At 40.0% G+C, this 20761-nt stretch carries 18 protein-coding genes and 4 tRNA genes; 12 read left to right on the forward strand and 10 right to left on the reverse strand.

Going from position 1 to position 20761, the window contains the following annotated elements; translation table 11 throughout:
* Positions 1 to 163: 163 nt before the first annotated feature.
* Positions 164 to 1147 (reverse strand): alpha/beta hydrolase, encoded by a 984-nt coding sequence (locus FTU05_RS14845; protein ID WP_257230137.1) that lies wholly within the window; start codon positions 1145 to 1147, stop codon positions 164 to 166.
* A 337-nt stretch (positions 1148 to 1484) separates the two neighbouring features.
* Here FTU05_RS14845 and chrA point away from each other — a divergent pair, with 337 nt between their 5' ends.
* Entirely contained in the window at positions 1485 to 2723 is a 1239-nt protein-coding gene (gene chrA, locus FTU05_RS14850; RefSeq protein ID WP_180165851.1) for a chromate efflux transporter, read from the forward strand.
* 33 nt (positions 2724 to 2756) lie between these two features.
* Here the strand turns inward: chrA and FTU05_RS14855 are convergent, their stop codons facing one another.
* Positions 2757 to 3869 (reverse strand): AAA family ATPase, encoded by a 1113-nt coding sequence (locus FTU05_RS14855; RefSeq protein ID WP_180007673.1) that lies wholly within the window; start codon positions 3867 to 3869, stop codon positions 2757 to 2759.
* Positions 3870 to 4012: 143 nt separating this feature from the next.
* Positions 4013 to 5428 carry a Si-specific NAD(P)(+) transhydrogenase gene (sthA, locus tag FTU05_RS14860; RefSeq protein WP_078190237.1) on the reverse strand — a complete coding sequence of 472 codons (1416 nt, stop codon included), beginning with the start codon at positions 5426 to 5428 and terminating at the stop codon, positions 4013 to 4015.
* A gap of 206 nt (positions 5429 to 5634) precedes the next feature.
* Between sthA and lipA the strand changes: the two genes are divergently transcribed.
* From lipA to FTU05_RS14875, 3 genes are all read left to right on the forward strand, one after another.
* Positions 5635 to 6648 carry a lipoyl synthase gene (gene lipA / locus FTU05_RS14865; protein ID WP_180004941.1) on the forward strand — a complete coding sequence of 338 codons (1014 nt, stop codon included), beginning with the start codon at positions 5635 to 5637 and terminating at the stop codon, positions 6646 to 6648.
* 412 nt (positions 6649 to 7060) lie between these two features.
* A complete protein-coding gene (locus FTU05_RS14870) occupies positions 7061 to 9574 on the forward strand; it encodes an acyl-CoA dehydrogenase (protein WP_180165853.1) in 2514 nt (837 codons plus the stop codon).
* Between the two features lie 159 nt (positions 9575 to 9733).
* A complete protein-coding gene (locus FTU05_RS14875) occupies positions 9734 to 10120 on the forward strand; it encodes a carboxymuconolactone decarboxylase family protein (protein ID WP_005008801.1) in 387 nt (128 codons plus the stop codon).
* A gap of 104 nt (positions 10121 to 10224) precedes the next feature.
* Here FTU05_RS14875 and FTU05_RS14880 read toward each other — a convergent pair whose 3' ends face one another.
* Positions 10225 to 10482, reverse strand: coding sequence for a hypothetical protein (locus FTU05_RS14880; RefSeq protein ID WP_078190243.1), 258 nt, complete (start codon positions 10480 to 10482; stop codon positions 10225 to 10227).
* 185 nt (positions 10483 to 10667) lie between these two features.
* Positions 10668 to 11846 carry a S1C family serine protease gene (locus FTU05_RS14885; protein WP_180035619.1) on the reverse strand — a complete coding sequence of 393 codons (1179 nt, stop codon included), beginning with the start codon at positions 11844 to 11846 and terminating at the stop codon, positions 10668 to 10670.
* Between the two features lie 169 nt (positions 11847 to 12015).
* Between FTU05_RS14885 and FTU05_RS14890 the strand changes: the two genes are divergently transcribed.
* From FTU05_RS14890 to FTU05_RS14920, 7 genes are all read left to right on the forward strand, one after another.
* Entirely contained in the window at positions 12016 to 12774 is a 759-nt protein-coding gene (locus FTU05_RS14890) for a Nif3-like dinuclear metal center hexameric protein (protein ID WP_180040513.1), read from the forward strand.
* A 156-nt stretch (positions 12775 to 12930) separates the two neighbouring features.
* Positions 12931 to 13557, forward strand: a complete 627-nt coding sequence (locus FTU05_RS14895) for a superoxide dismutase (RefSeq protein ID WP_180040515.1) — start codon at positions 12931 to 12933, stop codon at positions 13555 to 13557.
* An 811-nt stretch (positions 13558 to 14368) separates the two neighbouring features.
* Positions 14369 to 14444 (forward strand) — tRNA-Asn (locus tag FTU05_RS14900).
* Positions 14445 to 14449: 5 nt separating this feature from the next.
* Positions 14450 to 14525 (forward strand) — tRNA-Asn (locus FTU05_RS14905).
* A gap of 216 nt (positions 14526 to 14741) precedes the next feature.
* A tRNA-Asn gene (locus tag FTU05_RS14910) sits at positions 14742 to 14817 on the forward strand.
* A 256-nt stretch (positions 14818 to 15073) separates the two neighbouring features.
* Positions 15074 to 15149: transfer RNA gene (locus tag FTU05_RS14915), tRNA-Asn, on the forward strand.
* 21 nt (positions 15150 to 15170) lie between these two features.
* Positions 15171 to 15653 (forward strand): DUF2726 domain-containing protein, encoded by a 483-nt coding sequence (locus FTU05_RS14920; protein ID WP_218948995.1) that lies wholly within the window; start codon positions 15171 to 15173, stop codon positions 15651 to 15653.
* A gap of 75 nt (positions 15654 to 15728) precedes the next feature.
* Here FTU05_RS14920 and FTU05_RS14925 read toward each other — a convergent pair whose 3' ends face one another.
* The 4 genes from FTU05_RS14925 to FTU05_RS14940 all read right to left on the reverse strand — a co-directional run bounded on the left by FTU05_RS14925 (position 15729) and on the right by FTU05_RS14940 (position 19139).
* Positions 15729 to 15989 (reverse strand): hypothetical protein, encoded by a 261-nt coding sequence (locus FTU05_RS14925; RefSeq protein WP_168379169.1) that lies wholly within the window; start codon positions 15987 to 15989, stop codon positions 15729 to 15731.
* Between the two features lie 183 nt (positions 15990 to 16172).
* Positions 16173 to 17627, reverse strand: coding sequence for a S9 family peptidase (locus FTU05_RS14930; protein WP_180165855.1), 1455 nt, complete (start codon positions 17625 to 17627; stop codon positions 16173 to 16175).
* A gap of 122 nt (positions 17628 to 17749) precedes the next feature.
* On the reverse strand, positions 17750 to 18631 hold the full coding sequence (gene ubiA, locus FTU05_RS14935; RefSeq protein ID WP_180165857.1) for a 4-hydroxybenzoate octaprenyltransferase: 882 nt from the start codon (positions 18629 to 18631) through the stop codon (positions 17750 to 17752).
* A 22-nt stretch (positions 18632 to 18653) separates the two neighbouring features.
* Entirely contained in the window at positions 18654 to 19139 is a 486-nt protein-coding gene (locus FTU05_RS14940) for a chorismate lyase (RefSeq protein ID WP_111884531.1), read from the reverse strand.
* Positions 19140 to 19341: 202 nt separating this feature from the next.
* Between FTU05_RS14940 and FTU05_RS14945 the strand changes: the two genes are divergently transcribed.
* Entirely contained in the window at positions 19342 to 20256 is a 915-nt protein-coding gene (locus FTU05_RS14945; protein WP_180165859.1) for a polysaccharide deacetylase family protein, read from the forward strand.
* Between the two features lie 84 nt (positions 20257 to 20340).
* Here FTU05_RS14945 and FTU05_RS14950 read toward each other — a convergent pair whose 3' ends face one another.
* On the reverse strand, positions 20341 to 20619 hold the full coding sequence (locus tag FTU05_RS14950) for a hypothetical protein (RefSeq protein ID WP_180114594.1): 279 nt from the start codon (positions 20617 to 20619) through the stop codon (positions 20341 to 20343).
* Between the last annotated feature and the right edge of the window lie 142 nt (positions 20620 to 20761).

Raw genomic sequence — 20761 nt, forward strand, 5'->3', positions numbered from 1 at the left:
GTTCCACTTTAGATATTTGTTTAAGATGAGATGTAACTCATTGAAATGTGTCATCATATTCGTCGTCAGAAAACAAGTATTATGCCATTATTTCAATGAGTTATCTTTTTTTGTCGTGTACAAAGCTATTTTGGTATGAATTACGCATCACGCTTTCAACAGATTATTGCGTGACTTTTTGATAAAACTCATCGATTGTATTGACCATTTGATCGAGTCCCGGCTGTTCCAAAGGATAATGTCCTGCGTTTTTCAACAGCACGACATCGACTGGAACTTGGTGAATCCGTGCTAAAAATGGCTGACTTAAAGCCAAAGGCGTCCAACGGTCTTGTTCAGGCTGCGTTAGTAGAATTGGGCAGACATCAAACTGCTCCGGTGGCGTGTCATTTTTATAATATAAATACGAATCTAGAAATTTAACCGATACACTATTCCCAGCTGACGTTTTATCTTTTAAAAAGACCTGCAATGCTGCGTCATTATTCACCAAACGATGCATTTTACTTACCCAACGCATCGGCATTGGCAATGCTGATAATGGTGTATGTGCCGTCACATGAGCCATTGGACTGCCCACGCGGCTCATAAATTTATTTAAAGAGACTTGATCACGCACGGTTTTATTTGAAGTATCTAGAAAGGTCATACCGACGATACCTTTCACCTGTTTATTTTTTGCCGCCACGTGATAGGTCAACATACCACCAGCACTGAGCCCATACAAAACGATAGGACGATGATCTTTTTGTAGCTCAGCTTCAATGAGGTCATTGCCTGCTTGAACCCAATCATCATAAAGAGTTTTAGAGCCTTTTTTGACTTGAGTTAGGCCATAACCGGGCATATCAATAGCGATAGTTTCATAGCCACTCTGTGCCAAAGGCTGACCCAAAATCATCGACATTTGTCGACCATTTGTTCCCACACCATGAAACAGAATCACCTTCACTTTTGCCTGTGGATTTCGATAGGTATCTAAGTGAACAGTATGACCCTGCCAATTCCACCACTCTTCTTTAGGGCGCTGCGTTTCATCTAAATAGTATTCTTTGGGGAGATAGGGCTGAATGTCCTGCCAACTGTTTTGATCTGCATAACTTGCTAATGGTTGTGTAGCAGGTAGCTGATCATCTGCAAATGCCATGATTGAAAGTAACGATGCAATGCCACTCATCAACCACTTAAATAAGGCACTCAAAATTTCTGATAAGGTGTCTGATTTTGGAGAAGTCATTTTTAGACAAAATATTTTATGTGTAAATGCTGATGCTAATCAGCGGCAGAAACCGATGCCATGTGTATGTGGGACAGTACTATGTCACTTTATCCAATTATCGTTTTCTCTGCAAAGTGCTTCAGAATATATTTGAAGCAGGACTTACATGCTCCTGCAATAATCGACCTTTAAAATCTTTTAACTTTCATAATTTTATCCTTTAGAAATTCATAACCTTACTTTTGATTTTAAATATTGGTAACGTATGAGCCAGTCCAAACCACAACGAAACCTTGTCATCTTTCTCACCTTTTTAAGATTAGGGTGTATTGCATTTGGTGGACCTACGGCACATTTGGTGTTGTTTTTTCAATATTTTGTGAAACAAGAAAAATGGATAACAGAGCATGAATATGCTCATTTGCTTGCCTTGGCTCAAGTCCTTCCAGGCCCAACAAGTAGCCAGCTCGGCATGGCGATTGGATTTCAACTCAACCGCTATCAAGGTGCTTGTTTTGCATGGTTAGGATTTACTTTACCATCCGCCCTGCTGATGTGTGCCGCGGCGATTTTAAGCTTAAAACTTAGCGATCAACTCTCAACACAGTTCTTTCATGTTATTCAGTTGATTGTCCTTGCTGTGGTTACATGGGCATTTTGGCAAATGATGCGAAGCTTCTGTAAAACAAAATTTCAGTATCTAGTCATGCTTTTAGCTGCATTTTTTATTTATTTCTTTCAATTTTCTCTAAATCAAGTTTTGGTGATTTTATGCGCTGCAATTATCGGTTTAGTTTTATCGTCAAATCAATTACGCAGCCAAAAGCCAAATATCGCCGAAACAGTTCCACCCAAACATGACAGTTTTAGCCAAAATGCACATGAAAATACTCGCACCTCTTGGCTATGGCTTCTCGCCTTTATCAGCCCTTTTTTCGTTCTGCCATTCTTCGATATACAACATAGCAATATATTGGCTTTCAGCTTAGAAAGCTTCTACCGCACAGCATCCCTCGTCTTTGGTGGTGGACATATTATTTTGCCATTTTTACATCAGGACTTTGTCTCTACAGGACTGATCAGTAATGAAAATTTTGACTTAGGCTATGCCCTTGCACAACTCATGCCGGGGCCCTTGTTTAGTTTCGCCACCTATCTCGGCACACTTTTACCCATGACCGATGTGCCAATATTGAATGCCTCACTCGCGACATTGGCGATTTACTCCCCATCGTTTTTATTATTGTTTGGCTTATTACCGTTTTGGAATAAGTTGATGAAATGCCCGATGCTTTTTGGCACCTTAAAAATGATCAATGCGGCTGTCGTCGGTCTATTACTATGTCTACTATTTCAAATGAGCCAGAAATACATCATTCAATGGACAGACTGTATATTTGTTGCCGTCATTATTGCTTTACTTCGCAGCAAACTGCCAATTTGGTTCAGCTTAATAAGTAGTTTTATCGGCTATTATGCTTTTTTATCTTTTCTGCCTTTTTAAGCTAAAACAAAAAACTAGAGCTAAATGAATAATCTAATCCTCATCGATTAAGCTTGCACCCTTGACCACGGTCTTCCCCTCGACCTGATCTAGTTGATAATGCTGCACATCACTATACTGTTTGATCATTTCAACCAGCTCATTGGAATGTGTGGTCAACCAAAGCTGTGTATAGCGACTTGCTTCAGCAATCAGCAGCGCCAAGGCAGGTAATAAATCGGGATGTAAGCTATTTTCTGGCTCATTCAGTGCCATAAAATTTGGGGGTCTTGGACTCAATAAAGCCACAGCTAAACACAAAAACCGTAAAGTCCCATCTGAAAATTCGGCACTTTCCAAAGGTCTTAAGATCCCTTGCTTTTGCATCATCATTTGAAAGCGCCCACCCATTTCCTGCACATAAAATTGGGTCTGCGGAAAGGCTTTTTCTAGTACTTCAAACAAGGTTTCACTGTTGCCACGCTCACGTAAAGTTTCAAAAGCCGCAGCTAAATTTGTACCATCATGCGCTAAAACTGGCGAACGAATGCCCACCTGTGGGACACGAATCGGTGAATTTCCACTGACTGAAAACTCATGATAAAAGCGCCAGTTTTTCATGGTCTCACGCACTTGTGAAACTTCGGGGTATAAATGTGGATCGGACAATTGTCCAAACACCGACTCTTCTGGTGTTAAAGACATCGGATAAGCAATCCGTTCTTCATCAACATTTTTCAGAAATGCCGCTTGGTTGGTTCTCTCTAGCAACTCGCTCATTTTTCGACGTTGATAGCCACTCAACCAAATCCCTTCAACTTTGACCAAAGGATCGAGTGCAAATAACGTAATGAGTGGTTCGGGAAAACCAATTTCAAGTTGATATTCATAATGCTCCATCTCCACAGCAAGCTTCATGCGCTTAGGATCTTTCGATCGATCACCCGCACGGTGACCACCTGCCCACATGATTTTTTGAATCCCGCCTTCATTTGCAATTGCTTGGGATAATTGGCCATTTGCAGCTTCATGCAAGAGACGTACAGCTTTATATAGATTGGACTTACCACAACCATTCGGACCACTGACAATATTCAGACGCGACAAGGTCAAATTCATATGATGAATAGATCGAAAACCTTGAATGGTCACTGAACGGATCGTCATGGGCTACCTAAAATGAGTTGAAAATGTTGATGATTATAAGTGGATTGAATGTATATTTTGCATACACTTTATCCTAACTATAAAAAAACCCGCAAGCCGAAACTTACGGGTCTTTCATTGTACATTCTAAGTTCAATTTAACCTTAGAATAAACGGTTCATACCATTCAATGTTGCAACACGGTACGCTTCCGCCATAGTCGGATAGTTAAATGTGGTTTCTACGAAATATTTAATCGTATTGTTCGGGCTGTTCATCACGGCCTGACCAATGTGAATAATTTCCGCAGCATTATTACCGAAGCAATGAACACCTAAAATTTCTAAAGTATCACGATGGAACAAGATTTTAAGCTCGCCCACGGTGTCACCTGTAATTTGCGCACGTGCCAAATGACGGAAAGATGCCTGACCCACTTCATACGGAATTTTTTCTTCCGTTAACTGTTGTTCAGTTTTACCAATCGAAGAAATTTCAGGAATTGTATAAATACCTGTAGGAATATCCGTTACAGGTGCAATTCCTTCTTCACCGCTCATGTTAGAACCAGCACAACGACCTTGGTCATATGCAGCAGATGCAAGTGAAGGCCAACCGATTACATCGCCCGCAGCAAAGATATTCTCTACTTCAGTTTGATATTGATCATTCACGGTTAATTGACCACGGCTGTTTGGTTTGATGCCTACATTTTCTAGGCCTAAACCATCTGTGTTACCAGAACGGCCGTTACACCACAAAATCGCATCGGCTTTAATTTTCTTACCACTTTGCAAGTGAAGAACCACGTGATCATCATGTGTTTCAAGATGATCAATCTGCTCGTTGTGGCGAATCAGTACACCCTGCTCACGTAAACGATATGACAATGCATCTGAGATTTCATCGTCTAAATAGCTGAGTAATTTGTGCTGTGTATTGATCAAGTCTACTTTATGGTCTAAACCAATAAAGATAGACGCATATTCACAACCAATCACACCAGCACCATAAATGATGATTTTTTGGATTGAATAATCCAGATCCAAAATTTTGTCTGAATCAAATACGCGAGGATGATTAAAGTCTAAAGCAGCTGGACGGTAAGGACGTGAACCTGTTGCAATCACTAATTGCTGGAATACTAAAGTTTCCGTCATACCTTCATTGCTAAAAATCAAAACAGTGTTTTGATCTTGGATATACGCACGGCCGTGGAAAATATCAATTTTATTACGGTCATAAAAACGTGAATGCGTTTCAACTTGTTGTTGAATCACTTTATGCGCATTACGTAACACCTGTTTCATCGTGAACTGTTTCCATTCACCGACTTTTTGGAACATAGGGTCACGTTGGTAACGTAAAATGCTTGAAACGGTCTGACGTAATGCTTTACTTGGAATTGTTCCTACATGGGTACAGTTACCACCAAGCTGTTCACGCATATCTACAATAGCAACTCGCTTACCTGATTTAGCAAGTTTCATTGCAGCGCCTTCACCCGCAGGGCCAGAACCCAGAACTACCGCATCGTATTTCACGAAAGTTCCACTAACGACCTCTTTCTTACGTGGCATTCAACGCTCCTTTACAAATATTCTTTAATCTAGGCTGTATTATGACGTATATCCTAACTTTTTTGGATATTTAGCTCACATATATTATGTGATAACCACATTTATTATATGAATATCGTTTTCCCCCTATTTAAGCTCAAGTCCGCTATAATGATCGAGCTAATTTTTTGAATATCTCCTTGTCAAAAACAGTGGAAAAGTTGAATATGTCTGAGAACCGTAAACCTGTACAGGGTGTAAAACTTCGTGGCGCAGAAAAAGTCGCTCGCATACCTGTGAAGGTCGTGCCAACGGTTGAAACGCCTCGTAAGCCTGACTGGATTCGGGTCAAAATGGCTGCCCCTGATGAAGTTCAACGTATTAAAACAACTTTACGCGCACAAAAATTACATACCGTGTGTGAAGAAGCGGCTTGCCCGAACTTACCTGAATGTTTCGGTGGCGGTACTGCAACCTTTATGATTATGGGCGATATCTGTACTCGTCGTTGCCCATTCTGCGACGTTGCGCATGGTCGTCCCAATGCTCTTGACCCAGATGAACCACGTCACATGGCAGAAACCATTGCCAATCTTGGTTTGAAATATGCCGTAATTACGTCGGTCGACCGTGATGACCTAGTTGATGGCGGCGCACAGCACTTTGTTGACTGTATTAAAGAAGCTCGTGACTTGAGTCCAAAAACACTTTTGGAAATTCTAGTTCCTGACTTCCGTGGTCGTATGGATGTTGCCCTTCGTATTATGACGGAGTGTCCACCTGATGTCTTTAACCACAACATTGAAACCGTGCCACGTTTGTATAAAGCAATGCGTCCGGGTTCTGACTACCAACACTCTTTAAACTTATTAAAAATGTTTAAAGAATACTGCCCAGATGTTCCAACAAAATGTGGTTTGATGGTCGGTATTGGTGAAACTGAAGAAGAAGTGATCGCGTTATTAGACGACTTAAAAGCACACGATGTTGACTATGTCACCATTGGTCAGTACTTACAGCCCTCTAAAGAACATGCACCGATCGATCGTTTCGTTACACCTGAAGAGTTTGATCGTTACACAGCACATGGTCAAAAGCTTGGTTTCAAAAACATTTGGGCTGCACCAATGGTTCGTTCAAGCTACTTTGCTGACCGTCAATACTATGGTGAGCCAGTACCTGCGGTACGTCGTAAAACTGATCCTGCAAAGAAAATTGCAGTTCAAACGATTGAAGCTTAATCACGCAAAGATTTAAAACATCGCAAATTAAAGCCCTCATTGATTGAGGGCTTTTTTTGTGGCTTTCACACACTCAGCCCAATTCGTTTCCCAATATAAGATCTTTCGAAAATAGTGCGTTCCTTAAACGTTATCCAATATATCGAATCATCCAAGTTTACGTAATGTGACATTTTTTTGCCCGATAGGGATTGTATTGTGATTATTTATTAATCAATCTATTGATAACACTTTATTTGCGCTTTCATTATATTCGCGCAATTGTCCAATCACACTCACCAGCCGAGTGATGCCATTTTGACAGTCTCATGCACTTTAAAATCAGAAAGACAAAAGATGAGATCATTTTTAAACGCATGTAGGCTGTTTTAAACGCATAACGCTCTGGCCCTTGTCACTGGAGCCATAACAAATGCTATTTATACTCAGTGCCGTACTCTTGATTTTTGCTCTTTGGGCCGTTTTTTTCTTTGAACTTTCACGTGCTGTAGGCGCAATAACACTGATATTTGTTTCAATTGCACTCGCCTTTTTAAGCCCATGGTCATTGATACTTGGCATCCCTCTTATTGCTTTAAGTTTAGTTATGTTGATTGACCCACTGAGGCTCAATCTGCTCACCAAACCTGCCTATAAAACCTTAGCAAATGCGATGCCGAGTATGAGTACTACGGAACGTGAAGCGTTGGATGCAGGAACAAGTTGGTGGGAAAAAGAGCTATTTATGGGCGCGCCTGATTGGAAAAAATTTGAGGCTTATCCCTATCCTCAGCTTAGTGCTGAAGAACAATCCTTCATTGATAATGAAGTCGAGCAACTTTGTGACATGCTCAACGAGTGGGATATTCACCATAAACATAAAGACCTCCCACCAGAAGCTTGGCAATTCATCAAAGATAATGGTTTCTTAGGATTGGTGATTCCAAAATCGTATGGAGGCCGTGAATTTAGCTCATTTGCACAAAGCCGTGTCATGAGCAAGATTGCATCCCGCTCACTGACTGCCGCAGTCAGTTGTATGGTGCCCAACTCGCTTGGACCCGGGGAATTGCTACTACACTATGGTACTGAAGCACAAAAAGATCGATATCTCCCAGGCCTTGCCAAAGGTGAAGAAATTCCATGTTTTGGTCTCACTAGCCCTGAAGCCGGCTCAGATGCAGGCGCTATTCCAGATACAGGTGTCGTCTGTTATGGCACTTTTGAGGGACAACAGGTGCTCGGCTTAAACATGAACTTCTCCAAACGCTGGATTACTCTTGCACCAATTGCCACCGTCATTGGTCTTGCATTTAAGTTATACGATCCAGATGGCTTATTGGGAGATAAAAATAAAACGGAATATGGTATCACCTGCGCGCTGCTACCGGCGAGTCATGACGGTGTCATTACAGGCCCTCGTCATAATCCAGGCTCACCATTTATGAATGGGACAGTTGAAGGTAAAGATGTCTTTATTCCCTTAGACTGGATCATTGGTGGGATTGAAAATGCAGGCAAAGGCTGGCGTATGCTAATGGAATGCTTAGCGGTTGGTCGTGGTATTTCACTCCCTGCATTGTCAACGGCAGCCGGTGAAATGGCATATCTAAATGTCGGTGCATTTGCCAAAGTTCGTCAGCAGTTTAAAATTTCCGTGGGTAATTTTGAAGGTGTACAAGAAGCTTCGAGTGATATCGCATCAGATGCTTATATGCTTGAAGCATTCCGCTATTTGGTGACTTGTGGTTTAAACCAAGGCGGCAAACCTGCTGTAATGACTGCAATGGCCAAATACTATGCCACTGAAACCATGCGGAAAGTGGTGAATCATGGCATGGACATCGTCGGTGGACGTGCCGTGCAAATGGGACCTCGTAATTTTTTAGCTTTGAATTATCAGGCCATTCCCGTATCAATTACCGTCGAAGGCGCCAATATTTTAAGTCGCTCTCTGATGATTTTTGGACAAGGCTCCATGCGTTGTCATCCATATTTATTTGAAGAGCTACAATTACTTCAAGCCGAAGATAAAAACACTGCACTCAATACATTCAATGAAATGCTCTTTAAGCACTTAGGCTATACCTTTAACCGAACTGCACGCGCCTTTGCTTATGCGTTCACAGGTGGCCCATCAGACTCACCTGCTTCAGCAGATGAATTTAGCCGCCCCTACTATAAAAAAATTAATCGATTCAGTGCTGATTTCGCGCTGACTGCAGATATGTGTCTTGGCCTTTTAGCCGGCGATATTAAACGCAAAGAAATGCTTTCGGGACGTTTGGCGGACATTCACTCTTATTTATTTATAGCGACAGCTATTCTTAAATATTATGAACAAGGTCAAAGAAGCGAAGCTGAACAATTACATGCTCAACTTGCATTAGATAAAGCTTTGTACAATGTTGAAGAAGCTTTCCATGGCTTATTTGATAACTTCCCAATGCGACTAGCGGCAAGTGTAGTAAAAATCATCTGCTTTCCGTTTGGACGAGTTGTTGCTAAACCGACAGACCGTTTAAAACGTGAAGTTGCCACTCAAATGATGCTAGATAATACTTTCCGCCAAGAACTGAAAAAGCACGTGTATTACAGCACTGCAGCAGATGAAGTTTCTGGTCGTATGGAAAATGCCTTTTTACAATTGTTGAAAATTGAACCGCTGTGGAACCAATTTAAAAAAGCTGAATCTAAAGGCCAATTTAAAGGTTTAACTTTTGAAGCACATATAGCCGATGCCATTGCACAAAAAGTCATTACTGCCTCCGAAGCTGAACAGCTCAGCACTTACAACATTCAACGCTATGACAGTATGCTCACAGATGTTTTCGATATGCAACTCATCCACGAACTTGAGCTATCCAATCCACATTTAACCGTTTCACCAGAAGTGAAAAAGCAACAACACACCGATGATGAACCAGAAGCCTTCCTGCGTTATTAATCAGCTTCTGCATCGCTTTTAAGCTTTATTTTTCTCAAAATAAAAGCCATTCCACTGTTAAACAATGGGATGGCTTTTTTATACGACCATCAGCCAATGGTATCGCAGAGTCAAAGGTATAGGCTGTACTGCAAAATTACATCACAGAGGGTTTGCTACATGTCACAACAAGATTATGAAAATGGCTTAAAAGTTCGTACTGAAGTTATGGGTGAAAGTTTCGTTAAACGTGCGCAAGACAATACCGTGCCATTTACTCAACCTTTGCAAGATTGGATTAATGAGCATGCATGGGGTTCAACTTGGCAGCGTGAAGGCGTTTTACCCCGTAAATATCGCTCACTGATTACCATTGCATTTTTAACTGCACAAAAAAGTCCAACAGAACTCAAGGGTCATGTCCGAGGTGCTTTAAATAATGGGGCGACTGTAGAAGAAATTCAGGAAGTATTACTTCATAGTTTGCCATATTGTGGTGCACCAGCGACTCAAGAAGCCTTTCGTGCGGCGCTTGAAGTCATTAACGACTATCAAAAATCTGAATAAGTCGCTACGTTATAAAACAGCTTTAGAAAACTGCGATTATCGTGGTTTTCTAAAGGGTTTCATCTTGTTTTTAACTTACGACCTTAAATATAGTGAATCCCGAATCAAATCCAGTACACATTAAAATTATAAAAGAATTCATTCACTTCAAATCGAACTTGATATCCCAATTCTGTAAGCTCAGCAGATAGACTTCGAATCTCTTCTAAAGCTAAATGCTTGGGTAAAACCGTAAATACGGCGGTATTTCCCTGTTTGGCATTTTCTTCAATCAGCAAAGCCAAACGTGCCTTATATAAGGCGATATCTAAATTGGCTTGACTGGATAAAACTTTGGCATGTTCAGCGGGTAAAAAGCTCATATTCTTATACGCTTATCTGATTATTATTGCTTATAAATTAAGCCAAATTCAGCAAAGCGTGCAATGCATTTTTGTAATTGATATTTCAATTTCAAAGCACATTGTTTGGCGCAAACGAAGCTCTTCAAAGCGATGTGCAAAAAAGGAACTCAAAAAAAATCCCTCATGAAGAGGGATTTTCTATGCTAGCGGGGTAATGGAATATATTGCGAGTCACTGTTTTGAGTTTGCAGTTTACGCTCTCCCACTTGTACCGGCAATGTCATCGCCTTTCCGTCTCGCTCAATGTCAATTTGCATAGTGCTCAATGGCGCTTGTTGTGCAACGTAGTTGATTAAATGCGAAGTCGAGGTAATCAGCTCATTATTCACTTTCATGATTTTATCACCACGTTTTAAACCTGCTTGTGCTGCAGGCCCATTACGAATGACATCTGCGACAATCACACCATTCACCCGTGGATCTAAAATATTTTCTTGTTTAATTGGAAGTAAACTAATACCTAACCAACCACGAACCACTCGCCCATCTTTTAAAATAGCGTTCAATACTTGTTGACATACTTTTGCAGGAATGGCAAAACCAATCCCCAAAGAGCCACCTGACTGCGAGAAGATCGCGGTATTTACACCAATTAAGTTCCCTGCAACATCAATTAAAGCACCACCAGAGTTGCCGGGGTTGATCGCAGCATCTGTTTGAATAAAGTCTTCGTAAGTGTTGATTCCCAAATCTGAACGACCTGTAGCTGAGATAATCCCTTGCGTAACCGTCTGACCCACGCCAAAAGGGTTACCAATCGCTAGGACGACATCACCGACTTCATTGCCACTTAGCTTAAATGGCAAAACCGGTAATTGACTCATTTCAATCTTAATCACAGCTAGGTCTGTATCTGGGTCTGTACCCACAACTTTCGCTTCAGCACGACGACCATCATGTAAAGCCACAACGATCTGATCGGCCTGTGCGATCACGTGGTTATTCGTCAAAATATAGCCATCTGGACGAACAATCACACCTGAACCTAAACTATTTTCGTTTTGATTGGTTTGATCTGGAAGTTGATTACCAAAAAACTCACGGTAAACAGGATCATTTAATAAAGGATGATCCAATTGTTTCACTTTTTGCGTAGTGAAAATATTGACAACCGCTGGAGCAGCAACTTTTACCGCAGCACTATACGAAACTACACCGCCTGTACGCGACGTATCAATGAGGGGCTCAACCTTTTCTGCAGGCATTTTAACCCCATCTGGGGCAATGGGTGCTTTAGGTTTTTGAACTTGTTGCCATGTAAAGAAACCGATGATCACAAGTATTAATAATACCCAAGGTAACCATGTAAAGGTCCGACGCACGTCTATATCCTCTAAATTTTATAATTCATTGATGGCTAAATAATTTATATCGTATTGTAATGTAATCTTTTCAACAAAATTAAAAATAAACACAGAGATTTGTGATTCTTTAGTTACAATTTAAACAATCGTAAATTTTGATGCATCTTTTTGAGATTTTGGACAGTATATGGCTCAGTTAAGTGAAATTATTCAATGGTGTGACAGCACACTCAAAGCACATGAATTTAAGGACTATGCTCCCAACGGCTTGCAAATTGAAGGCTCAGCAGAAGTGCATAAAATTTTATGTGCAGTTACCGCGTCACAAACAGCGATTGAAGCCGCAATCGCAGCAAAAGCTGATTTGCTATTGGTACACCATGGTTATTTTTGGAAAGGTGAAGCTTACCCAATCACTGGTATGCGCGGCAAACGCATCAAAAGCCTGATCAAAAACGATATTTCACTCGTTGGTTATCACTTACCTTTAGATAGTCACCCTACTTTAGGTAATAATGCAGCGATAGCTGATTTGCTCGAATTGGAAAATATTGAAGCTTTAGGTCCTACTGAACGCAATCCTATTGGCAATGTTGGCTATTTAAAACAAGCAATGACTCCAGCGGCGTTTAAAGACTTTGTTTCTGAAAAATTAGGATTTAATGTCATTCACCTACCGGCAGATAAACCCTCTATTCAAAAAATTGGTTTGTGTACGGGTGGCGCACAAGACTTTATTGGCAAAGCCGCTGCATTAGATTGTGATGCGTACATTTCAGGTGAAGTGAGTGAACGTACTTTTTACGAAGCTGAAGAATTAAATGTGCATTATTATGCCTGCGGACATCATGCAACTGAAAGATATGGTGTACAACGACTCGCAAAAGCTATTTCAGAACAGTTCAATATTGAGTATAGTTATTTCGAATTAAACAACCCGATTTAATTTAAATCGTCCTGGTCTTTGGCTCAGTCCTTATACGTATATTTTCAGGCTTTATTCTGTATTGTTATTTATAAGCAATGCGCATTTTACTGCAAGAATCTATTACAATAACGGCACTTAATGTCAAAACCCAGCAAAATGCAAGGAATTGAAAACATGACAACGATTACTTTACCAGCGTTACCTTACGGTTACGAAGATCTTGCTCCGCACATCAGTAAAGAAACTTTAGAATACCATCACGACAAACACCACAATACTTATGTTGTTAATCTTAACAACCTAATCGCTGGTACTGATCTTGAAGGCAAATCTTTAGAAGAAATCATCACTGCAGTTAAAGGCGATGCTTCTAAAGCAGGCGTATTCAACAATGCAGCTCAAGTTTGGAACCACACGTTCTACTGGAACTGTATGGCTAAAAACGGTGGTGGTAAAGCTACTGGCGCATTGGCTGCTAAAATTGACGAAGCTTTCGGTTCTTACGAAAAATTCGCTGAAGAATTTGCAAATGCTGCTGCAACTCAGTTCGGTTCAGGTTGGGCTTGGTTAGTTGCTGACGAAGTAAACGGCAACCTTTCTATCCTTAAAACTTCAAATGCTGACACTCCACTTGCTCACGGTAAAGTTGCAGTGTTGACTATCGACGTTTGGGAACATGCTTACTACATCGACTTCCGTAACGCTCGTCCTAAATACATCTCTACTTTCTTAGAAAGCCTAGTGAACTGGGACTATGCAAACGCTAAATATGCAGGTCAAGCTGCTGGCGTTGAAAAATAAGTTTTAAAACTTATTCAAAAGTCAAAAAAATCACCCTTTTAGGGTGATTTTTTATGCTTTAAATATCATACTGCCACAACAAACAATACTACACAAAAGAATGAATCAAGAGCCATTACTAATCATAAAAGCAAAATATACCAAAATATTAGTGATGTTTATCTTTATCACTATAATCCAGTATGTGAGTTACTCTTATGTTCAAGAATCTATTAAATATAGCTTTAATTCAGCACTAATATTGACTGGATTATCAATTATGGAATTCGTCTTAATTTTACTTATCATCAAAAATGGACTGCCACAAATTAGATTTTTCGAAAGTCATTGTATAATTCAACTTTATATAATGAAAATTCAGTTTAACTATGATCAACTAGAAAGCATATCCATTAACAACACAAAAAGTCACTACAAACTATTACCTGTCGGTAATGAATATTTATTAAGGATTGTATTCAAACACAATCAAAATCTTTTTAATCTACTCCAAAACACCATTAAACCTGTTATGTCTTTTTCTAAATTTCATTTAGATACCTTCGCAAACCATCAAATTTTAGAAATATATTTATTATTCCAAATTATAATTCCTTTAGATCAAGAGAAACGTATAACTACGCTTAAAAATTTAAATCTACAAAATTTGACGATAAAGCAAATCAGCAACCTAGATGATATAAAAAACTTCAAAAATAACCGCTATTTAAGAAAAAATTTCTAGACTTGAACAATAAAAAAACATTCAAATAGTCATTTCATCAAATCTGCTTGACCACTTTAAAATTCATCCCTAAAATGCGCATCAGATTCTCCAATAGCTCAGTCGGTAGAGCGACGGACTGTTAATCCGCAGGTCCCTGGTTCGAGCCCAGGTTGGAGAGCCATCTATTCTTCCATAGCTCAGTCGGTAGAGCGACGGACTGTTAATCCGCAGGTCCCTGGTTCGAGCCCAGGTGGAAGAGCCAGATTCTAAAAACCCACTCATTGCGAAGTGGGTTTTTTATTGCCTACTATTTAACAAAGCATACCTACTTTTTTTGTTTTTGCTTTCCTAAAAGTATCCGTATAAGTACTAACTTGTCTGATTCGGCTATTTTTAAAACACTTAATTTGATTTTTAAGTATTTTATTTAAATCAGGCTTGACCACCCTGCCATACATCTTTAGAATCCGTTTCAGATTCTCCAATAGCTCAGTCGGTAGAGCGACGGACTGTTAATCCGCAGGTCCCTGGTTCGAGCCCAGGTTGGAGAGCCAAATTCTAAAAGCCCACGCATTATGTCGTGGGCTTTTTTTATGCTCTGACTTTTGTTTTAAGATAAGTATAACTTGCTCTATGACCTAAGCTATTCACTTAGCTCTCCGACCACATTAGAAAGAATAGTCAGAGCTTAAGTTTTAAAAACGCTTTATATTAAAGGTGTTTATATTTAATACATTCAGCCTAAATTTCCTTATTTTTTGCAATTCTGACTTGACCTCACTGCATTTGCCCCATAGAATGCGTGCAGATTCTCCAATAGCTCAGTCGGTAGAGCGACGGACTGTTAATCCGCAGGTCCCTGGTTCGAGCCCAGGTTGGAGAGCCAAATTCTAAAAGCCCACGCATCATGACGTGGGCTTTTTTCATATATGTAGTTTATTCCGTGCCAGATCTCAGTCAGTTCATATTTTTTATTATTGGTTGCTTGGCAACTTTTGCCCTTGTCTGCTTAGTCTTTCCCAGACTGTTTAGAAGCAAACAAAAGTTTTTCCCACGTCGTGTAATCACTGCCTTTGAAAGTAAGATGTTTCATCGTTTAAATGAAGCATTTCCGAACTACCACATTTTAGCCCAAGTGGCTTTTAGTGCACTGATCACCAATCAAAATTACAAAATCAGAAATAGATTTAATCGAAAAGTCACTGATTTTGTCATACTTGACCAAACTTATGAGGTGCTTGTGATTATCGAACTGGATGACCCCAGTCATATAGGCAAAGAGCAAGAAGATGCTGAACGTGATGCAATGCTTGAAGAAGCTGGCTACCGTGTAATCCGCTATACCAGTATTCCAACAGTTCACACACTCAGGCATGATGTAAATAAATAGTTGTTAAATACGTAAAGTACAATCGAACATTGAGTGAATGCGCATTGCATTCACATCCATAACGTAAGCAGAATTTTATTGAGCATTTGACTCTTGAGCTGCCAGCACTTCTGATACTGCTTGGTCAGCCTCAGCAGCCAAAGCCTCATCTTGTGCTTCTTTTGCTTTAATACGCTCAATCATTTCAGCTTGTTGTTGCTTATATTTTTCTTGGTTTTTGGCATCACTATTGACTGCAAGAAAAGCCATACTGACCAAAAATATAGGAATCAATAGCCCAAGTGCCATCAAAATGATCATCTTTTTGGTATTGGGCTTTGGCTTAACTTCAGACATAACGATTCTTTCATTTACATAAATAATTCGACGCCCAATATAGCAAAAAACAAAATTCGCTCAAGCCTTCATATCATTCTTTACTCTAACCAACTATACCCCCTCATTTTCACGGATTGAATGATTAACAATCCAAAATTCAATAAAAAAAGGAGACATGCTCCTTTTTTATTATTTAAAAACTTAGCTTGAAGCCGCTACACCCTTACAATGTGGACTTTGGCTCGCATCTTTTTGCTCATTGGTTAAATCAATACCTGTACCTGCGGACATTTTAGCTTGAATAAATTCGACCGCTTGCGCATTTCTACAGATAATCGCCTGTGTATGACTTGCTTTTGGCACAATATCCAATAAATATCCATCCTCATATTTTGCCTGTGGGAAGTATTTCACCGCTTGCAATTTCATATTTTCAAATAAAGCTTGAGTCACAGGAGGTAATACAGCTTTATCTTCTTCACCTTGAATAATATAAACAGGGGCTTTAATTACTTTGGCAGCAGTTGCATTCGTCGCTGGCTGATTATCATTTAAAAATTTCTGAACAACGGGATCGGTATCGATTTTATTCAAATCAATTCCGTACTGTGAAACCATATGCGTTGGATCTTTTAAGAATTCAATCACAGCTGCTTTAAACTGTTCTTGCAAACCATTTGCGCCATTTGGATCGGCATAACTTAAACATGCACCATCATCCCCTGTACGTCCATAGGCTTTTTCTGCAATAACACCAGCATCTGCAGTAAAGATATTTTTTAAATCATAATTTGGCTCATAGGCTTTAATACCCGAACTGGTCAATGCAGCATATGCCAAAAGCTCAGCATAGCCATCTGCAAGTTGCCCCATTAACGCATCTGCTTGCTGTGCATTGATTATGTTATTTGCAAGCGCGTAACGAATTTGAAGCAATTGTTCATCTAAGATATTGACGCCCTTACTCACGCCGTTGTCATCCAGATTTAAAGCAGGATCAAGATAGATCTTAATAATCGTCCCCAAACTCGATGCAGGTGCGGCTGCCACTGCCCCTTTATAGTTTGCATCCGTATTTGCAAATTCCGCCGTCCCTAAGGATGCATGACCACCTTGCGATTGACCGATCGACATCCACTGACCATTAAGTTGATTACCATAATGTTCTTTTGCCGCTTTAACCGCAGTAAGTGCCGAATTTGCCGCACTCGATAAATTGAGGTATGGATGCACCCCCTTCGTACCTAAACCTTCATAGTCTGGTGCCACAATTACATAACCTGCCGCCATAAGCGTGTTAGCTAGAATTTTAAAACGTGGATGAATTAGATTTTTACTTGGCGCACATTCATCTCCCGCCCCGACTGTTCCATGCTCCCATACCACAACACGATACCCATCTTTAGGTTGTGTAGCTTTTGGAAATAATACTAAGGCTGTTGCTGTTGCTGCTTTCCCCTGCACATTGGTCATGTTATACGTCATGACTTTAATGGACGATGTATTGTCTACAGTATCTAAAGCATAATTTGCTTCAGAAACAAATGTTGATTTTTGATTCGAAGATGATGAGTCATTATCATCGTCATTACACGCGGTTAAAGACAGCATAGAAACTGCAACTGTCAAAGCTAATGCTATTTTTGAACGTTTCATAAAATATCCTTTTTAATCATTATTCTTTAAACATGAAACTACATGCCTTTTTATTAATGCATAAAAAAAAGCACCCGAATAGGATGCTTTAGTTCAATTTAAACAATTTCAGATCAATGACATTAAAGCGTCAGGGCCATGAAAATTCCAATAAAAATCATAAACCCTACCCAGCGGTTATGGCGAAACGCCCAAAAACATAACTGCGGATCACGGCCTCTGGTTTTAGTCCATTGGTAAATAAAATCGGCAGCCACAGCCAACATTGCAACTAAACCAAATGGCATCAAGAGATCTTCTAAATACAACGCAGAACCAATCAGTACAATGCTTAGCGCCTGTAATAAAGAAATGATTTCTATATCATATTTACCAAATAAAATCGCAGTTGATTTCACACCAATTTTCAAATCATATTCACGGTCAGTAATGGCATATTGTGTGTCATATGCAACGGTCCACGCCAAATTACCAAAGTACAATAACCAGCAAGTCAAATCAGGTGTTTGCCCCACAGCGGTATAAGCCATAGGAATCGACCATGAAAATGCCGCGCCTAAAAATACTTGTGGCAGATGCGTGTAGCGTTTCATAAAGGGATAAATGAACGCTAAAAACAATGCACCAAAGGACCAATAAAAAGTTTCTATCGGTAAAAAGAACAACATACATGCGCTAGCAAGCACCAAGATCAAGAACACATATATGGCTTCTTTAGCACTAATCACTCCAGTGGCTAAAGGACGATGTTTGGTTCTTTCCACAGCACCATCGACTTTACGGTCAGCAAAGTCATTAATCGCACAACCTGCTGCACGCATAAATATCGTGCCCAAAATCATGGGAATCAAAATACTGAATTGCGGTGTTCCTTGATTGGCAATCCACAGTGCCCACATGGTTGGCCAAAAAACCAGTTCCGTGCCAATTGGCTTATCGAAGCGACATAAATAGTAATAAGCTTCTAAACGCTGCTGCCAAGTAATCTGTTGCACCACGGCCATGACTGTCCTTCATCTGGTAATGTTATTTCTGCAAATATTGCTCAAAACTCGCTAAAAAAGTTTCCTGAACTATAAATTTACAACCATGCCAAGTATAACAGCTCTGACGTGTCCAACCATCGTCTAGCCACAGTACACGCCGCTCACACTTCGGATTGGTACGCTGAAATAAAAAATGTCCGATCGGTTTTTTACCAATATGCTGAAAAATCCGCGCACGTCCTTGTATGCTAAGGATTGGAAATATACTTTTTGCCTTGACCCACGGCTCAGCTTCACAGCCATATAAATAACTTTCACGTACCCAAGCTGTGTGCTGTATTGGCATTTGTAGCCACCGTGCATCTTGAAGCGTCATACGTTGAAATTGCTCAATACTCGGCTCAACTTTAAATACACCTTGGGCAAAATCTGTTAATTGTTGGGTTAATGAACCCGAAGCATACAACCATGTTCTTAATTCAGGAGACATTCTTTTATCCCGCATTTCGCATGCTTGACGCTGCATATTTCATTTCCCTTTAACCATTTGCTGAGTATAGCGAATCATTAGTGTAACCAACTCAACATCGTTTTTCATGACCAATAGCTTGTTTTCAGTAAAATGAGCAAAACCAAAACAGCTTAAGCACTTCATTACATATGCAATCAACACAAACCTCACTTACACAGTATGATGTCGTGGATAACAACTGAATTACACAAGCATAATGTTTCCATTTTACCCGCTACATGTTTTTATTTTTTTCGTTTTACTTTGTGCCAATATCACGGTTCAAGCAAAATCTATTGCCCTCAGTTTTGATGATGGATTAAATCCAGCGTTTAACGCACAAGCGGAACAAATCAATGCTCAAATTTTAAAGCATCTGCATGATCAACAAATCAAAACTATTGTCTTCCCTAGCCTGATTAAAATTGGCGATTATCAAGGTAAACAACTGATTCAAGCGTGGGGACAATCTGGCCATCTGATTGGCAATCATAGTGCACTGCACCAAAATCTGAATAAAGAAAATGTTACATTAAAAGATTATCTGCACAGCATTGAACATGCGGATACAGTGTTAAAAACGCTGCCGAATTACACACGTATCTATCGTTATCCATTTTTAAAAGAAGGTAATAGCGCTGAAAAACGTGATGCTGTCTATCAGTGGTTAGAGCAGTATCAATACCGCATTGGCGGTGTGAGTATTGATGCCAGTGACTGGTTTTATAACCGAAAATATCTCGACAATGCCAAACAGCAAGATCAGGACAAATTAGACCGACTAAAACAAGCTTATATTGCTCACCTGCTTCACCGAGCAGATTATTATGACCAACTTGCACAGCTCACCATAAATCGTTCGCCACAACATGTTTTACTTTTACATGTAAATGCCATTAATGCTGCATTTTTAAAGGATGTCATTACCGCATTTCAGCAACATGGCTGGACTTTTATTTCAGCAGCAAACGCCCTACAAGACCCCTTATATGCGCAGCGCAGTCAAAACATTCCTGCGGGTGAAAGTGTGATTTGGTCGATTGCCAAAACTCAAGGAATTACACAGCTGCGCTACCCCGCCGAAGATGCGCCTTATGAAGGCGACAATTTAAAACAGCATGGTTTGAAATGACGTTTGGCAAATTTCTAGATATTCAATAAAAAATGACCTGCAACGTTGTAGGTCATTTTTTCAGTTCAATATTATCGTGTTGAATTAAAAGTTATCTGTCTTGGCAATGGCTTCAAACTTGCCTTGCGGCGTTTTAATCAGCACCAGCCCTTCGGTCGTAATATAAAAACTTTCAGGGTAATCAAACTCCAATGCCAACTCTGGGTTTTTCAGTTCGACAAATTGAGCCTGCTTATAACCTTCAACTGTCCGTCCCACTTCCAAATAAGTCACTTCTGAAAAGTTGAGTTTAAATCCCTTTGCCTGATCCGATGGATCAATCCAAGGAAAAAAACCGGTATGTTTTTTACGTGGTTTTGCCATGTTTAGATATTCATTGTAAGCGTCCGCTGAACACACCTTATGAATTCATCCTATAAGCCTTAATTTAGTCCCCACTTAGAAACAAGTGGGGACTTAAATTTATGACTACAAATCATCAGACATCCATCGCATCTCTTGCGAA

It is taken from the genome of Acinetobacter sp. YH12049 (assembly GCF_013419875.1).
Taxonomy (GTDB): Bacteria; Pseudomonadota; Gammaproteobacteria; order Pseudomonadales; family Moraxellaceae; genus Acinetobacter; species Acinetobacter amyesii.